Origin of the sequence: Pseudomonas sp. UBA6562 (assembly GCF_002434265.1) — a bacterium.
In the GTDB taxonomy this organism is placed as follows: Bacteria; Pseudomonadota; Gammaproteobacteria; order Pseudomonadales; family Pseudomonadaceae; genus Aquipseudomonas.
In genome coordinates this window covers 63,852-79,974 of record NZ_DJJS01000003.1, presented here as the reverse complement: position 1 = coordinate 79,974, position 16,123 = coordinate 63,852, and the positions used below count along the sequence as shown (strand labels likewise).

The following is a 16,123-nucleotide window of genomic DNA, read 5'->3' as shown; positions in this document are numbered from 1 at the left end:
AACGAGGAATATCCATGCAAGTTTCTGTTGAAAACACTTCTGCTCTCGAGCGCCGCATGACCATCGCCGTTCCGGCCGAGCGCGTCGAGAACGAAGTCAACAAGCGTCTGCAGCAGACTGCCAAGCGCGCCAAGGTCCCAGGCTTCCGCCCTGGCAAAGTGCCAATGAGCGTCATCCGTCAACGCTACGAGGGTTCCGCTCGTGAAGAGGCTTTCGGTCAGCTGGTCCAGTCGGCCTTCTACGAAGCCCTCACCGAGCAGAAGCTGAACCCTGCTGGCGCGCCTTCGGTAGAGCCGAAGTCGTTCGAGAAGGGTGGTGACCTCGAGTTCGTCGCCACGTTCGAAGTCTACCCGGAGTTCACCGTGGCCGGTCTGGAGTCGATCAACGTCGAGCGCCTGAGCGCCGAAGTGGCCGACGCCGATCTGGACAACATGCTGGAAGTGCTGCGCAAGCAGAATGTGCGTTTCGAAGCGGTCGAGCGCGAAGCGCAGAACGACGATCAGGTCACCATCGACTTCGTCGGCAAGATCGACGGTGAAGAATTCCAAGGCGGTTCGGCCAAGGGCACCCAGCTGGTGCTGGGCTCGGGCCGTATGATCCCAGGCTTCGAAGATGGCCTGGTAGGCGCCAAAGCCGGTGAAGAGCGCGTCGTCAACGTGACCTTCCCAGAGGACTACCAGAACCTCGACCTGGCCAACAAGGCTGCCGAGTTCACCATCACCGTCAACGCCGTGGCCGCTCCGCAGCTGCCTGAGCTGAACGAAGCGTTCTTCGCCCAGTTCGGCATCAAGGAATCGTCGTTGGAAGGTTTCCGCACCGAAGTTCGCAAGAACATGGAGCGTGAACTGCGTCAGGCGATCAAGGCCAAGGTCAAGACCCAGGTCATGGACGGCCTGCTGGCTGCCAACCCGATCGATGTACCCAAAGCGCTGCTGGAAGACGAAGTCAACCGTCTGCGTGTGCAAGCGGTTCAGCAGTTCGGTGGCAACATCAAGCCAGACCAACTGCCGGCCGAGCTGTTCGAAGAGCAAGCCAAGCGCCGCGTGGCACTGGGCTTGATCATCGCCGAAGTGGTCAAGCAGTTCGACCTCAAGCCGGACGCCGCCAAAGTCAGCGAAATGATCGAAGAGATGGCCTCGGCCTACCAGGAGCCTGAGCAAGTCATCGCTTGGTACAACAAGAACGAGCAGCAGATGAACGAAGTGCGCTCGGTTGTGCTGGAAGAGCAAGTTGTAGATACTGTCCTGCAGAAAGCGACTGTGACCGACAAGTCGGTCTCGTACGAAGAAGCGGTAAAACCAGCGCAGGCACCTGCCGCTGAGTAATACGGCCCGTTCGTAAGAAACCCCCACAAGCCAGCCTTCGCGCTGGCTTGTGCGTATTCAAGCCATGACTATTTGGGAGTGAGTGCAGGACATGTCCCGCAATTCTTATATTCAGCAGAGCTCTGACATCCAAGCCGCCGGTGGCTTGGTCCCGATGGTTATCGAGCAGTCCGCCCGTGGCGAGCGTGCCTATGACATCTACTCGCGCCTTTTGAAGGAGCGGGTGATCTTCCTGGTGGGTCCCGTCGAGGACTACATGGCCAATCTGGTCGTGGCGCAAATGCTGTTCCTCGAAGCGGAAAACCCTGACAAGGATATCCATCTCTACATCAACTCGCCGGGCGGTTCGGTGACGGCAGGCATGTCGATCTACGACACGATGCAGTTCGTCAAGCCCGACGTTTCCACCATCTGCATGGGCCAGGCCTGCAGCATGGGCGCTTTCCTGTTGGCCGCTGGTGCCAAGGGCAAGCGTCACTGCCTGCCGAACTCGCGTGTCATGATTCACCAGCCACTGGGCGGTTTCCAGGGTCAGGCGACCGACATCGAGATCCATGCTCAGGAAATCCTCAGCATCAAGGCGCGTTTGAACGAGTTGCTGGCCTACCACACAGGTCAGGATCTCGAAACCATCAAGCGCGATACCGAGCGTGACAACTTCATGAGCGCCACGCGCGCTGCCGAGTACGGTCTGGTCGACTCGGTGTACGACAAGCGGCAACTGGTTTCCTGATCGGGGGGCCAGAGCAGGCAGGCGCTCCATGCGCCTGCCTGTGGACTTGAAAAAGACCGCAATTGCCTTCATCTTGTGTTGCAAGCCTACCCGGATTGGATCGATCGAATGACTGACACCCGTAACGGCGAGGACAGCGGCAAATTGCTCTATTGCTCCTTCTGCGGCAAAAGCCAGCACGAAGTGCGCAAATTGATTGCCGGGCCCTCGGTATTTATCTGCGACGAGTGCGTCGACCTGTGCAACGACATCATCCGCGAGGAGGTGCAAGAAGCCCAGGCCGAGAGCAGCGCGCACAAACTGCCTTCGCCGAAAGAAATCAGCGGCATCCTTGACCAGTACGTCATCGGTCAGGAACGTGCCAAGAAGGTGCTTGCCGTAGCGGTGTACAACCACTACAAGCGCCTGAACCAGCGCGACAAGAAGGGCGACGAAGTCGAACTCGGCAAGAGCAACATCCTGCTGATCGGGCCTACCGGCTCCGGCAAGACCCTGCTCGCCGAAACGCTCGCACGCCTGTTGAACGTGCCGTTCACCATTGCCGACGCCACCACCCTGACCGAAGCCGGTTATGTGGGCGAGGACGTCGAGAACATCATCCAGAAGTTGTTGCAGAAGTGCGATTACGATGTCGAGAAAGCCCAGATGGGCATTGTCTACATCGATGAGATCGACAAGATTTCGCGCAAGTCCGACAACCCCTCCATCACCCGCGACGTATCGGGTGAGGGTGTGCAGCAGGCGCTGCTCAAGTTGATCGAAGGCACTGTGGCTTCGGTGCCGCCGCAAGGTGGCCGCAAGCACCCGCAGCAGGAATTCCTGCAGGTCGACACGCGCAACATCCTGTTCATCTGCGGTGGTGCGTTCTCTGGCCTGGAAAAAGTCATCCAGAACCGTTCGACCAAAGGCGGCATCGGCTTCGGTGCTCAGGTGCGCAGCAAGGAAGAAGGCAAGAAGGTCGGCGAATCCCTACGTGAAGTCGAACCGGACGATCTCGTCAAGTTCGGCCTGATCCCGGAATTCGTAGGCCGTCTGCCCGTGCTGGCTACCCTCGACGAGCTCGACGAGGCGGCGCTGGTGCAGATTCTCACCGAGCCGAAGAATGCCTTGACCAAGCAGTACGCCAAGTTGTTCGAGATGGAAAGCGTAGACCTCGAGTTCCGCAGCGACGCACTCAAGGCGGTGGCACACAAAGCACTGGAACGCAAGACCGGTGCGCGTGGCCTGCGCTCGATCCTTGAAGGGATCTTGCTCGACACCATGTACGATATTCCTTCGCAGAAGGACGTCAGCAAGGTGGTCATCGACGAAAGCGTCATCGAAGGCAGCTCCAAGCCGTTGTTGATCTACGAGAACAACGAGCCGCAAGCCAAGGCTGCACCCGACGCTTGAGTCGGTAGCGAGTCGAATGCGACACCGGAAGGGGCCTTAGGGCCCCTTTCTGCATTTACTGGCGCGAACGCTTGTAATTTTGCGGACCTACCCCCACATTAGCTCCAAGCACTATTTCCACGGTTTCCGGCCACTGGGCCGCTGTAGAGGCGAAATCATGAAGACCACCCTCGACTTGCCTCTTTTGCCATTGCGCGATGTCGTCGTATACCCGCACATGGTCATCCCGCTGTTTGTGGGGCGCGAAAAGTCCATCGAAGCCCTCGAGGCGGCGATGGCGGGCGAAAAGCAGATCCTCCTGCTAGCCCAGAAAAATCCTGCTGACGACGATCCTGACGAAGACGCGCTGTACCGCGTCGGCACCGTCGCCACCGTATTGCAATTGCTCAAGTTGCCCGACGGTACCGTCAAGGTGTTGGTCGAAGGCGAGCAGCGCGGTGCGGTCGAGCGTTTCGCCGAAATCGACGGGCACATTCGCGCCGAAGTTACCCTGATCGATGAAGTCGACGCCGCCGAGCGCGAATCGGAAGTGTTCGTGCGCACGCTGTTGTCGCAGTTTGAACAATACGTGCAGTTGGGCAAGAAGGTACCGGCCGAGGTGTTGTCGTCGCTCAACAGCATCGATGAGCCAGGTCGTCTGGTCGATACCATGGCCGCCCACATGGCGCTGAAGATCGAGCAGAAACAGGAAATTCTCGAAATCATCGACCTGCCCGAGCGCGTCGAGCATGTGTTGGCGCTGCTCGACGGGGAGATCGATTTGTTGCAGGTCGAAAAGCGCATTCGCGGTCGCGTCAAAAAGCAGATGGAGCGCAGCCAGCGCGAGTACTACCTGAACGAGCAGATGAAGGCCATTCAGAAAGAACTCGGCGATGGCGACGAAGGGCACAACGAAGTCGAAGAGCTGAAAAAGCGCATCGAAGCGGCAGGCTTGCCCAAAGATGCCTTGACCAAAGCCCAGGCCGAGTTGAACAAACTCAAGCAGATGTCGCCGATGTCGGCCGAGGCTACCGTGGTGCGCTCGTACCTCGACTGGCTGGTGCAGGTGCCTTGGCAAGCCCAGAGCAAAGTACGTCTGGACCTGAGCAAGGCCGAGGAAATCCTCGATGCCGACCACTACGGCCTTGAAGAGGTCAAGGAACGCATCCTCGAATACCTCGCCGTGCAAAAGCGCGTGAAGAAGATCCGCGGTCCCGTGCTGTGCCTGGTCGGGCCGCCCGGCGTGGGCAAGACGTCCCTGGCCGAGTCCATCGCCGCTGCGACCAATCGCAAGTTCGTGCGCATGGCGCTGGGCGGCGTGCGCGACGAGGCCGAGATCCGTGGCCATCGCCGTACCTACATCGGCTCGATGCCGGGCCGCCTGATCCAGAAAATGACCAAAGTGGGCGTACGCAACCCGCTGTTCCTGCTCGACGAAATCGACAAGATGGGCAGCGACATGCGTGGCGATCCGGCTTCGGCGTTGCTCGAAGTGCTCGACCCCGAGCAGAATCACAACTTCAACGACCATTACCTGGAAGTCGATTACGACTTGTCCGACGTGATGTTCCTCTGCACGTCCAACTCGATGAACATCCCGCCAGCGCTGCTGGACCGGATGGAGATCATCCGTCTGCCGGGCTACACCGAAGACGAAAAGATCAACATCGCGGTCAAGTACCTGACGGTCAAGCAGATCAAGGCCAACGGCCTCAAAAAGACCGAGCTGGAAATCGACGTCAGCGCCATCCGCGACATCATCCGCTACTACACTCGCGAAGCCGGTGTACGTGGGCTGGAGCGGCAAATCGCCAAGGTCTGCCGCAAGGTGGTCAAGGAGCATGCCGGGCAGAAGCAGTTCCACGTCAAGGTCACGGGCGAGCAGCTTGAGCACCTCTTGGGCGTGCGCAAATTCCGTTACGGCCTGGCCGAGCAGCAAGACCAGATCGGTCAGGTGACGGGCCTGGCCTGGACCCAGGTCGGAGGCGAGCTGCTGACCATCGAGTCGGTGGTGATTCCGGGCAAAGGGCAGTTGATCAAGACGGGTTCGCTGGGCGATGTCATGGTCGAATCGATCACCGCCGCACAGACCGTGGTACGTAGCAGGGCGCGCAGCCTGGGCATCCCCGCCGACTTCCATGAAAAGCACGACGTGCACATCCACATGCCTGAAGGCGCCACGCCCAAGGACGGTCCAAGTGCCGGTATCGGCATGTGCACCGCTCTAGTGTCGGCCCTGACGCAGATTCCGGTGCGTGCCGACGTGGCCATGACGGGTGAAATCACCCTGCGCGGTCAGGTGCTCGCCATCGGTGGTTTGAAGGAGAAACTACTGGCTGCGCACCGTGGCGGGATCAAGACCGTCATCATTCCCGAGGAAAATGTCCGCGATTTGAAAGAGATTCCTGAAAATATCAAACAGGATCTGCACATCAAACCGGTCAAATGGATTGACGAAGTGCTGCAAATTGCGCTGCAATACGCGCCCGAGCCCTTGCCAGACGTGGCTCCGGAGGCTGTCGCCAAAGACGAAAAGCGCGACAGCGATGCCAAGGAAAGAATTAGCACGCACTAGTACGTATTTCCCTGGGTGGCCTTTCTTGACAATTTTTTCGAGGCCTTGCTATAAAGCGCCTCGCGAGTGTCACCAGGCCACCCAGTGCTCGTTTATGTAAGCTTTGTTACATACTTAGAAACAAACTCAATTAGAGAAATTAAGGGGACTTACAGTGAACAAGTCGGAACTGATTGACGCTATCGCCGCTTCTGCTGACATTTCGAAAGCTACCGCTGGCAAAGCGCTGGACGCCGTCATCGAGTCGGTCACCGGTGCCCTGAAGCAAGGTGATGACGTCGTGTTGGTCGGCTTTGGCACCTTCGGTGTCAAAGAGCGTGCCGCACGCATCGGCCGCAACCCGCAAACCGGAGCCGAGATCAAGATCGCTGCCGCCAAGGTGCCAGGCTTCAAAGCTGGCAAAGGCCTGAAAGACGCCGTCAACTAAGTCGTCTTTTTCAGCCGGCCCTGGCAGCACCGGGGCCGACCGCGTGACGGCGGGAGATACAGTTCCCACCGGGCACGCCCGCTTTGAGAAGGCGCATCCACAGGATGCGCCTTTCTTTATATCTGGACTCTACCCACGCTCCGCGGTTGTTTACGCAGTGGTACAACCGTTTCTGGGGGACGCATGCTGCAGAATATCAGGGACAATTCACAGGGTTGGATTGCCAAAACCATCATCGGGCTCATCGTGGTACTGATGGCATTGACCGGCTTCGAGGCCATCTTCCAAGCGGCCAGCCACAGCCAGGATGCTGCCAAGGTCAACGGCGAGACCATCAGCCAGAACGAGCTGAGCCAGGCCGTGGACATGCAGCGCCGTCAGTTGATGCAACAGCTGGGCAAGGATTTCGATCCCGCGCGCCTGGACGAAAAAATGCTGCGCGAAGAGGCCCTCAAAGGCCTGATCGAACGCAAGCTGCTGCTCGATGGCGCCAAAGACGCCAAGTTCGCCTTCTCCGAGGCGGCGCTGGACCAAGTGATCCTGCAAACACCCGAGTTCCAGGTCGATGGCAAGTTCAGCGCCGAGCGCTTCGATCAGGTCATTCGCCAACTGGGCTACGGTCGTCTGCAATTCCGTGAAATGCTGGGTCAGGAAATGCTCATCGGGCAACTGCGCACCGGCCTTGCCGGCAGCAGTTTCGTGACCGACAAGCAGGTGGAAGCCTTCGCCCGCTTGGAGAAGCAGACCCGCGACTTCGCATCGCTCACCTTCAAGGCAGACCCATCCGCCGTCAAGGTCAGCGATGAGGAAATCAAGGCGCACTATGACCAGCATGGCAAAGAGTTCATGACCCCGGACCAGGTCGTCATCAACTACATCGAACTGAACAAGTCGGATTTCTTCGCTCAGGTCGACGTCAGCGACGACGCGCTGCAAGCGCAGTACGAAAAGGAAACGGCCAACCTGGCCGAGCAGCGGCACGCCGCACACATCCTCATCGAAGTCGACGACAAGACTACCGATGCCCAAGCCAAGGCCCGCATCGAGGAAATCCAGCAACGCCTGAGCAAGGGTGAAGACTTCGCCGCACTGGCCAAGGAATTCTCCCAGGATCCAGGTTCGGCCGCCGCCGGTGGCGACCTCGGTTTCGCGGCGCCCGGCGTCTACGATCCGAGCTTCGAAGACGCGCTGTACAAGCTGAATCAGGACCAGGTGTCGGCACCGGTACGTACCGAGTTCGGTTACCACCTGATCAAGCTGCTGGGTGTGCAGGCGCCTGAGGTGCCGAGCTTCGCCAGCCTCAAGCCCAAGCTGACCCGCGACTTGAAGACCCAGCAAGTCGAGCAGCGCTTCGTCGAAGCGACCAAGCAGCTCGAAGACGCGGCATTCGAATCTTCCGATCTGGCGCAGCCTGCGCAAGACCTGAAGCTGAAAGTGCAGACCTCGGCACCGTTCGGCCGCGAAGGCGGCGAGGGCATCACGGCCAACCGCGCCGTCGTGCAGGCAGCCTTCAGCGAAGAAGTGCTGGAAGAGGGTGCCAATAGCACCGCACTCGAACTCGATCCTGAAACCATCGTCGTGCTGCGCGTCAAGGAGCATCGCAAGCCTGAGCAATTGCCGCTCGAGTCCGTGGCGCAGAGCATCCGTCAGCACCTGGCCAAAGACAAGGCGACCGCCGAGCTCAAGGCCAAGGCCGACAAGCTGGTAGCCGACCTGGAGAATGGTTCGGTTGCAGCCGATACCGGCTACGAAGGCCAAGCCTGGAAAGTGCAGGAAGCCGTGACCCGCAGCCAGGAAGGGATCGACCCTGTCGAGCTGCAAGCGGTATTCCGCATGGCCAAGCCCCAGGCCAAAGGCAAGCCGGTCTACGGCAGTGTGGTGCTCAAGGATGGCAGCTTGGTCGTGGTCAAGCTCAAGGGCGTCAACGAAGGCGCCGCAGCCACCGAGGAAGAGAAGCAGCAGATCGCCCGCTACCTCGCTTCACGTGCAGGCCAACAGGACTTCGCCGCTTATCGCAAGCAATTGGAAGCCAATGCCGACGTGACGCGCTACTAAGCGTTACCCGGTGAAACGAAACAGGCCGCGCAATGCGGCCTGTTTCGTTTCTGCCGGAAACTCAACGATGCTCGTGCTCGTAGCTGTCCAGGGTATCGCGGGCGATTTCCCGACCCAGGGCGATCAGCTCCGGTGCCTTGTAGAACTCGAAGAAGCGACAGACCCGCTTGGGCACGTTGACCAGCACGTCGGGCGGATAGCCGGCGATCTTGTACTGTGCCAACGAGGTCTGCATCACTTCGAAGCTCTGGTTGATCAGATCGAGCAAGGAGGCCGGCCCCACGTTGTCGATGATGAAAGACCCTGCGGCCGACTTGGGCGCACCGCTAGCCTGGGGCGCTGCAGCCGGCTGTTGACCCTCCGGATCGGCTTCGCTGAGCCAAGGGTTGGCTTTGGCGGCGCGCTGGGCCGCGACCTTCTGATCGATGCGCAGCAGTTTTTCTGCGGGCGTACGACGAAACGGCAAATGCGAGCCTAGCGAATCGATCAGGGCATCGAAGCGCATCTTGAAGGCAGGCGGACGCTCGATCACGGGCAACTGGTAATGGTTCTGGTTGGTAGCATTGAGGTTGACCGCGACGATCAGGTCGCAGTGGCTGGAGACCACCGGCACGATGGGCAACGGATTGAGAATACCGCCGTCGACCAGTACGCGATTGCCTTGCTGTACCGGCGTGAACAGGCTGGGGATGGCCGCCGAAGCGCGCATGGCCTGGTGCAGGCAGCCTTCCTGGAACCAGATTTCCTGCTGGTGGGTGAGGTCGGTCGCTACGGCGGTATAGGGGATGCGCAGTTGCTCGATGTCGATCTCGCCGACGATCTTGCGGATATGCCCGAACACTTTGTCGCCACGAATCGCGCCCAACCGGAAGCTGACATCGACCAGTCGCAATACGTCCAGGTAGTCCAGGCTTTCGATCCATCGGCGGTAGTCGTCGAGTTTTCCCGCCGCATAGATGCCGCCGATCACGGCGCCCATCGAGCAGCCGGCGACGCAGGCGATCTCGTAGCCGCGTCGCTCGATCTCCTCGATCACGCCAATGTGCGCATATCCACGCGCGCCGCCCGAACCCAGTACCAGTGCCACCCGTTTACGCATGAGCATCCCTCGCTTGGTGTCCATGCGCGCCACAATGAACCACTGCGCGAGGGGATTCAATTGCGGCGCCGGCTACCGGCCGCGGGCACGGCACTTTCACCGCCCGTTGCCGTCGAACAGGCACTGCGTCCCCACCTAAGAGGTTCACCTGATGAAAGCCTGGATCTGCCTTCCTCTGATCGCCATGGCCCTGGCCGGCTGCGCGGGCAAGACCGCCTACCGTGAAAGTTGTGGCACCCAGCTCGATGCCGCCTGGAAAGAGCTGGACTTGGCCAAGGCAGAAGGCTTTGCCGGCACCATCAGCTATTCCAAGGCGCTGTCGCTGCTGACCGGTGCCAAGACCCAGCAACAGTTCGAGCGCTTCGAAGGTTGTTCGAACAAGGCCGAAAAGGCGCGTTTCTACATTCGCGAATCCCGCGCCGGCCGCTGACCGAGGAAACTGCCCATGTCCGCCATGCTCGATCATCTGGTGACCCAACTGTTTTCCCTGCACGTGCGCTTGATGGCCTGTCGAGAACGGCTGGCGGCCAACACCGACAGCGAGGCCTTGCACGATCTGCGCACCAGCACCAGACGGCTGCGCAGCTTGATTCGGCCTGTGCGCGAAGTGCCGGCGATCGCGCAATTGGAGGACGCCGCGCGCGCCTTGGGGCGTCTGACCACGCCGCTGCGCGACCGCGAAGTGCTGGCTGCGCATTTGCTCGAGCAAGGGCACTCGCTAGCCGGTCAGCCGTCACTGGCCGAGCAGGAGCACACCTTCGCCAAGGTGGCCGATAGCGCTGAACTGGCACGACTGTTGACCGTACTCGATGCGGCGCCGGCGCTGCTGCGCGTGGCGCGGCGCGACAAGTTGTTGCCCAAACCGGGCGAGCAGGTGGAAAAGCGTCTGCGTAAGCAATGGCGCAAACTACGTGAGGCCCTCGAAGACCCGGCCCACGATCGCCATCGCCTGCGCCTGTTGATCAAGCGAGTGCGCTATGGCGACGAGGCCTTCCCGCAGCTCGACCATGCGGGTAAGAAGCTGCGTGCGCTGCTCAAGCGCGCACAAAGCGACCTAGGCGATTGGCATGACCGGTTGCAATGGTTGTTGCAGGCCGAACGCGAGCAGGCCTTGGCGCCGTTCGCCGAGCGTTGGCAGCGCGAGCTGCACCGTTTCGAAGGCAAGGCCGATGCGACCTTGGAGCAACTTGGCGTCGCTTTGGCGCGGCGCCGGCACTGAAGTCAGGCATGGCTTGCGGCGCGGCGGCTCAACAAGCGCCCGCCCGCAACCATCACCAGAACGCCGATGGCCAACTGGCTGACATCGAACGCGAACGCACCCGACAGCACGAGCAGCGCGCCCGGTACCAGCAGCAACATTGCCAGCAGTTGCAGCATATGTTCAGGGGTAGGGTGGGCCAGGTGCGACGAGGTTCGCCGCGTCTGGTCGAGCAAAACGTTCAGGCATCTGTTCATGGGGCATTCCTCTCGGCTACCCCATGAGCCTAGTGGTCTCCTGCCAAGACAGCCAATCGAGGCTGGCTATAGTGGTCATAGGGCCAGCTGGCCTATCGCCTGATTCAGTTGCCCAGCCAGGGTCGCCAAGTCACGGCTGGTGGTGGCCGAGCCGAGGGTCCGCTGCACGGTGTCTTCGGTCACGTCGCGAATGCTGACGATCGCCCGGTTCATCTCTTCTGCCACCTGGCTCTGCTGCGCGGCCGCCACGGCGATCTGCGTATTGCTTTCGCGCATCTGCGCCACGGCCGTGGTGATCTCGGCCAGGGCCTCGCCGGCCTCTCGGGCCTGGCGCACGCAATCGTCGGCCTTGAGCGAGCTTTCGTGCATGAAGTCGACGGCATCGCGGGTGCCGCTATGCAGGGTGGAGACCATGCCGGTGATCTCGTCGGTCGAGCTTTGTACGCGCTTGGCCAGGTTGCGTACCTCGTCGGCCACCACGGCGAAGCCTCGCCCTAGGTCGCCCGCCCGTGCCGCTTCGATGGCGGCGTTCAAGGCCAGCAGGTTGGTCTGCTCGGCGATGCTGTGGATGACGCCGACCACGCCCGTAATCTTCTGACTGTCGTCGGCCAGTTGGCGGATCATTTCCGCGGTCTGCTGCACGCCACTGGACAGGCCGGCGATGGACAGCTGCACACGGTTGACCACCTGCTGCCCACTGCCCGCCAGGGTATCGGCGGTCTGCGACAGGTCGCGGGTAGCGCCGGCGTGCTGGGCGATGTGGTGCACCGTGGCGGTCATTTCGTTGATCGCGGTAGCCGCTTGGTCGGTCTCGCTCTGCTGGCCGAGCATGCCGTTGCGGACCTCGTTCATGCTGGCGGCCAACTGCGCGGCGCCGGCGTCGAGCTGCGCCGCCGATTGCGCTACGGTGCCGACCACGCGGTGGTAAGTCGCCTGCATGGCATTGAACGCGGCCGCCATCTGACCGACTTCGTCCCCGCTGGCAAGGGGCACCCGGGCCGACAAATCGCCGGTTTTCTCCACTTGCAGCATGACGTTCTTGAGCGTGTTGAGCTGACGCAGCAGAAAGCGGATCAGCAGTTGCGAAGCGCCTAGCATAAGCAGCATCAGCACCAGCACGCACACGGCGTAGTGGCCGAAACGGTCGAAGAACACTTGGTTGAAGCCAGGCGAAGAAGCAAGGACGGCCACCTGGGTGTCGCCCAAGCGGATCACCTGGGCGCCGTGGACCGGCATGTCGTCCAGGCGCAGGCCCGCAGGCAGATCGACCCAGCCCTGGGCATCGCGCAGGCTCGGCAGCTCGTTGCCTTCGAGGCGGGGCGTCTGCCCCACTGGCCATGCCAGGAAATGCGACGAGGTGGGCAGTGTTTGGCCTGCGGGCCAATGGGCCAGTAGTGCAGCCTGCATCTGGGCCTGGGCGTGGCTGGTGTCGCGCCTGGCCTGCTGTTCCAGGCTCAGGGCGTAGAGCACCAGCAGCAGGGTCGTGAAAAAGGCCACCGCGTTGACGGCCCAGAATTTGTACTTGAGTGAAACGTTGCTAAGCCAGGCACCCATGTGAGGTTTTCTCTGAAATATGCGGAAACAGCATTGGCAAGGTGCCAGCATTCTGTACGCGCGCGTCAGAGCATTCGTTGATGCCTGTCAAGGAATCTGGGGTAAACCGAAAAAGGTCCGCGCACAGGCGGTGGTGTGCGCTGCGGTGTCCTCGGGGCGTTCGCCTCGATGGCGCGCCACTTCCTCGAGCACGCTTGGCAAGTAGGCGGGTTCGTTGCGTCCGCTTTTAGGTTTCGGCCGCAAAGTACGCGGCAGGAGGTAGGGCGCATCGCTTTCCAGCATCAGACGGCCTCGGGGAATGTTGCCCACCAGTTCGTGCAGATGAGTGCCGCGCCGTTCGTCGCAAATCCAGCCGGTAATGCCGATGTGCAGGTCGAGGTCGAGGTAGCTGAACAAGGCCTCGCGCTCGCCCGTGAAGCAATGCACGACGGCCGCGCTCAACTGGTCGCGGAAAGTCTTGAGAATGGCCAGCAGTCGCGGGTTGGCGTCACGCTCGTGAAGGAATACCGGCAGGCCGCTTTCCACGGCCAGCGCCAACTGCGCTTCCAGGGCTTTTTCCTGCTGCGGGCGGGGCGAAAAGTCGCGGTTGAAATCCAGCCCGCATTCGCCTACGGCGCGCACTCTGGGCTGGGCCAGCAACGCGCGCAACCGCTGCTCGCTTGAAGCCTGCCAGCTGCTGGCGTCGTGGGGATGCACCCCCGCTGTGGAGAACAGCGCCTGGCCCTGTTCGTCAAGGGTTTCGCACAGTTCCAGGGCCTGTTCGCTGCCCTCGAGACTGGTGCCAGTCAGCACCATTTGTACCACTCCAGCCTCGCGCGCACGCTCGACGACGGCGGCCTGTTGGCCTTGGAAGCTGCTGTTGGTCAGGTTGACGCCGATGTCGATCAGTTGCATGGTGTTGCCTCGTATCAAGGGCAGGCCAGCATAGCAAAGCCGATCGCAGAGGAAATATTCCTAGAACCTCAATGGCTTGCGAAGGTCTGTTGATGTCAGTTGTCAACCAGGTACCTCGCTAGAGCGTGCCGTTCAATTGGACATACCACGTGACTGCACGCACCTTGTTCACGGTTCTGCTACTGGCTGGACTCGCTTGCGCGGGCCCGGCCGATGCGCGTCTGGCCGGCCCTGCGCAGGCGGGCCATACCCATCCGGCCAAGGACTTGGCTGACATCCGCAAGACCAAGGTGCTGCGCGTGCTGGTCAATCAAAGCCGCAACAGCTCGGGTACCGTGAAGGGCGAACCGGTCGGCGTCGAATATCATCGCCTGCGGGCGCTCGAGCACTTCCTCAATACGCAGAAGGGCGTCACCCAGCAGGTGCACGTCAAGCTGATTCCCAAAGCCAAGGGCCAATTGCCCGGTGCGTTACTGCGCGGCGAGGGCGATATCGCCGCGCCTGGGGAATTGTTCGAGGCACAGGCCGTTCGACAGCTGGCGTCCAGTGCGCCCGTGGTCGACCGGGTGGCGCTGGTGCTGGTCGGGCGCAAAGGCGCGCGCAGTGTGGCCAGGGCCGAGCAGTTGTCGGGGCGCACCGTGGCGCTGGTCAATGCCAGCGCCGCCGGTGCGGCGATCGAGGCGCTCAACCAGCAGTTGGCTCTGCGCAAGCGAGCGCCGGTCAAGGTCGAGTGGGTCGATCCGACCCTGGCCGTCGAAGACGTGCTGGAAATGGTCCAGGCCGGTGTCTACCCGCTGACCGTGGTCGAACGGCCCATCGCTGAGCGTTGGGCGCGGGTACTGCCCAAGCTGCGGCTCGATACCCGTGTGCAGTTGGGCAAGCCCCAGGCGGTACGCTGGTACGTCCGGCGCGATACGCCGGCGTTGCAGGACGCCGTCAATCGCTTCCTGGCCGGCTACCGGGCGCCGGCCAACCAGAATGCCGTGTTCGAGCGTATCTATCGCAGCCAGTACCGTATGCACAACCCGCTGGCCAACCGGCCGCGCCAGCGCCTGGAGGCGGTGCGCACGGTCTTGCAGCGCCATGGCGCCAATCAGCAGATCGACTGGTTGAACCTCGCGGCCTTGGCCTACAAGGAATCGACCCTCGACCCCAAAGCGCGTGGTGGCGGCGGCGCCCATGGCCTGATGCAGATCACCCCGTCGGCCGCGCAACGCGTCGGTGTCAGCAACATCCAGACGGTCGATGGCAACGTGCAGGCCGGGGCACGTTATCTGGCGCTGATCCGCCGCAAATTCTTCTCCAGCCCCGCACTCAACGACCGTGAACGCATGGCTTTCGTGCTGGCCGCCTACAACCTCGGCCCCGAACGGGTACAGGCCATGCGTGCCGAGGCGCGGCGGCGCGGCCTGAACCCCAATCAATGGTTCTTCCAGACCGAGCGGGTGGCGATGGAGCAGGTGGGGATGGGGCCGGTGAACTTCGTCAACAGTGTGAACAAGTACTTCCTGGCGTTCGACCGTGAACGACTGGCGCTGGAAGGTACCCGCAGACGCTAGCGCCGTTGGCGCACCTCATACGTGACGCAGCGCTTGTATCTTCCTGCCCAAGCCCCTAGCATGGCCCTTGCGCCGATTTAAACAGCTACTTGCGGGGCGCGCGACGGCCCTCTGCGAGGCCGCCGAAATACCGCTAAAGCGCTGGTTCGGTGACGCCTCCCACCGCTGCCCAGCGGGATTCGCGAGGCGGAGATCTACCCCATGAGTTGTCCACGTACCAGTGTCTGCCTGAGCCCCTTGGCCGTCGAGCCTGCAGCGCGCACTCCCCGTATTCTGCTGGGCGGTTCCCATCAGCCTACGTTGCTGCGCCACCTGGAAGGCTTATCGCGACGCAGGGGTCAGGCACGGGCCTTCCTCATCCAGTTCGCCGACATCCACGAGCAAGCCGACCTGGCCCGCTATGGCAACGATCGTTTCGATCTGGCCGTGATCCAGGCGCCGACGGCGGCCATGGCCGAGCAAGTCATCGCCCAGCTCACCCGCATCGCCCGGCAAGGGCTGATCACCCGCCGCTGAGGCGCTTCCATTCCATCCAGCTTGCAACCACCGAGTGCGCCTGCGCGGCCGCTCGCGTGGCGTGAGGAGAGGGCTGTTGAGCACCAACATCATCACCACCGAAGGGCATCAGGCGCTCAAGCAGGAGCTCGACCACCTGTGGCGCGTGTACCGTCCGGAGATCACCCAAAAAGTGGCGTGGGCCGCTTCGCTCGGCGATCGCAGCGAAAATGCCGACTACCAATACAACAAGAAGCTGTTGCGTGAAATCGACCGCCGCGTGCGCTACCTGCGCAAGCGCTTGGAAGACGTACGGGTCGTGGCTTACGCTCCCGAACAGGAGGGCAAGGTGTTTTTCGGCGCCTGGGTGGAAGTGGAAAACGACGAAGGCGAACTCATGACGTTTCGCGTCGTTGGCTATGACGAGATCTACGGCCGCAACGACTACATCTCCATCGACTCGCCCATGGCCCGTGCCCTGCTGAAGAAACAGGTGGGCGATGAGGCGGTGGTGCAGACGCCGACCGGCGAGGCGTCCTGGTACGTCAACAGGATCTGGTACCTGCCGGTCGGCCAATGAG

The 16,123-nt window shown here is 61.6% G+C and carries 15 protein-coding genes and 1 pseudogene; 11 read left to right on the top strand and 5 right to left on the bottom strand.

All coding sequences use genetic code 11. The annotated features are described in order from the left end of the window. The first annotated feature begins 14 nt into the window (after window positions 1-14). From tig to B4M43_RS03045, 6 genes are all read left to right on the top strand, one after another. Window positions 15-1,325 (top strand): trigger factor, encoded by a 1,311-nt coding sequence (tig, locus tag B4M43_RS03070; protein WP_296264077.1) that lies wholly within the window; start codon window positions 15-17, stop codon window positions 1,323-1,325. Window positions 1,326-1,416: 91 nt separating this feature from the next. Then, a complete protein-coding gene (gene clpP / locus B4M43_RS03065; protein ID WP_296264076.1) occupies window positions 1,417-2,058 on the top strand; it encodes an ATP-dependent Clp endopeptidase proteolytic subunit ClpP in 642 nt (213 codons plus the stop codon). A 108-nt stretch (window positions 2,059-2,166) separates the two neighbouring features. Beyond that, window positions 2,167-3,450, top strand: a complete 1,284-nt coding sequence (gene clpX, locus B4M43_RS03060) for an ATP-dependent Clp protease ATP-binding subunit ClpX (protein ID WP_296264074.1) — start codon at window positions 2,167-2,169, stop codon at window positions 3,448-3,450. Window positions 3,451-3,607: 157 nt separating this feature from the next. After that, entirely contained in the window at window positions 3,608-6,004 is a 2,397-nt protein-coding gene (gene lon / locus B4M43_RS03055) for an endopeptidase La (RefSeq protein ID WP_296264072.1), read from the top strand. Window positions 6,005-6,158: 154 nt separating this feature from the next. Next, a complete protein-coding gene (gene hupB, locus B4M43_RS03050; RefSeq protein WP_296264070.1) occupies window positions 6,159-6,431 on the top strand; it encodes a nucleoid-associated protein HU-beta in 273 nt (90 codons plus the stop codon). A gap of 183 nt (window positions 6,432-6,614) precedes the next feature. Continuing rightward, on the top strand, window positions 6,615-8,486 hold the full coding sequence (locus tag B4M43_RS03045; RefSeq protein ID WP_296264069.1) for a SurA N-terminal domain-containing protein: 1,872 nt from the start codon (window positions 6,615-6,617) through the stop codon (window positions 8,484-8,486). A 61-nt stretch (window positions 8,487-8,547) separates the two neighbouring features. On the opposite strand, the gene B4M43_RS03040 is transcribed toward B4M43_RS03045, so the two are convergent. Beyond that, window positions 8,548-9,585, bottom strand: coding sequence for a patatin-like phospholipase family protein (locus tag B4M43_RS03040; protein ID WP_296264478.1), 1,038 nt, complete (start codon window positions 9,583-9,585; stop codon window positions 8,548-8,550). Window positions 9,586-9,736: 151 nt separating this feature from the next. Between B4M43_RS03040 and B4M43_RS03035 the strand changes: the two genes are divergently transcribed. Together B4M43_RS03035 and B4M43_RS03030 are read left to right on the top strand one after the other, a co-directional pair. Continuing rightward, window positions 9,737-10,015, top strand: a complete 279-nt coding sequence (locus tag B4M43_RS03035) for a hypothetical protein (protein WP_296264067.1) — start codon at window positions 9,737-9,739, stop codon at window positions 10,013-10,015. Between the two features lie 15 nt (window positions 10,016-10,030). Further along, window positions 10,031-10,804, top strand: a complete 774-nt coding sequence (locus tag B4M43_RS03030) for a CHAD domain-containing protein (protein ID WP_296264066.1) — start codon at window positions 10,031-10,033, stop codon at window positions 10,802-10,804. Between the two features lie 2 nt (window positions 10,805-10,806). On the opposite strand, the gene B4M43_RS03025 is transcribed toward B4M43_RS03030, so the two are convergent. The 4 genes and pseudogenes from B4M43_RS03025 to B4M43_RS03015 all read right to left on the bottom strand — a co-directional run bounded on the left by B4M43_RS03025 (window position 10,807) and on the right by B4M43_RS03015 (window position 13,488). Beyond that, the gene (locus B4M43_RS03025) at window positions 10,807-11,040 is read right to left on the bottom strand and encodes a hypothetical protein (RefSeq protein WP_296264065.1); all 234 of its coding nucleotides are present in this window, start codon (window positions 11,038-11,040) and stop codon (window positions 10,807-10,809) included. Between the two features lie 75 nt (window positions 11,041-11,115). Beyond that, entirely contained in the window at window positions 11,116-11,871 is a 756-nt protein-coding gene (locus B4M43_RS21080; RefSeq protein WP_414707810.1) for a methyl-accepting chemotaxis protein, read from the bottom strand. A gap of 111 nt (window positions 11,872-11,982) precedes the next feature. Further along, window positions 11,983-12,138, bottom strand: a pseudogene (locus B4M43_RS21075) (HAMP domain-containing protein); the annotation flags it as partial. A gap of 543 nt (window positions 12,139-12,681) precedes the next feature. Then, window positions 12,682-13,488 (bottom strand): TatD family hydrolase, encoded by an 807-nt coding sequence (locus B4M43_RS03015; RefSeq protein ID WP_296264061.1) that lies wholly within the window; start codon window positions 13,486-13,488, stop codon window positions 12,682-12,684. Between the two features lie 149 nt (window positions 13,489-13,637). On the opposite strand from B4M43_RS03015, the gene B4M43_RS03010 reads away from it, so the two are divergent. The 3 genes from B4M43_RS03010 to greB all read left to right on the top strand — a co-directional run bounded on the left by B4M43_RS03010 (window position 13,638) and on the right by greB (window position 16,122). Next, entirely contained in the window at window positions 13,638-15,047 is a 1,410-nt protein-coding gene (locus B4M43_RS03010; RefSeq protein WP_296264059.1) for a transglycosylase SLT domain-containing protein, read from the top strand. A gap of 201 nt (window positions 15,048-15,248) precedes the next feature. Then, on the top strand, window positions 15,249-15,563 hold the full coding sequence (locus B4M43_RS03005; RefSeq protein ID WP_296264058.1) for a hypothetical protein: 315 nt from the start codon (window positions 15,249-15,251) through the stop codon (window positions 15,561-15,563). A 76-nt stretch (window positions 15,564-15,639) separates the two neighbouring features. Next, window positions 15,640-16,122: a transcription elongation factor GreB gene (gene greB, locus B4M43_RS03000; RefSeq protein WP_296264056.1), complete on the top strand. Its 483-nt coding sequence runs from the start codon at window positions 15,640-15,642 to the stop codon at window positions 16,120-16,122. The last annotated feature ends 1 nt before the right edge of the window (window position 16,123 follow it).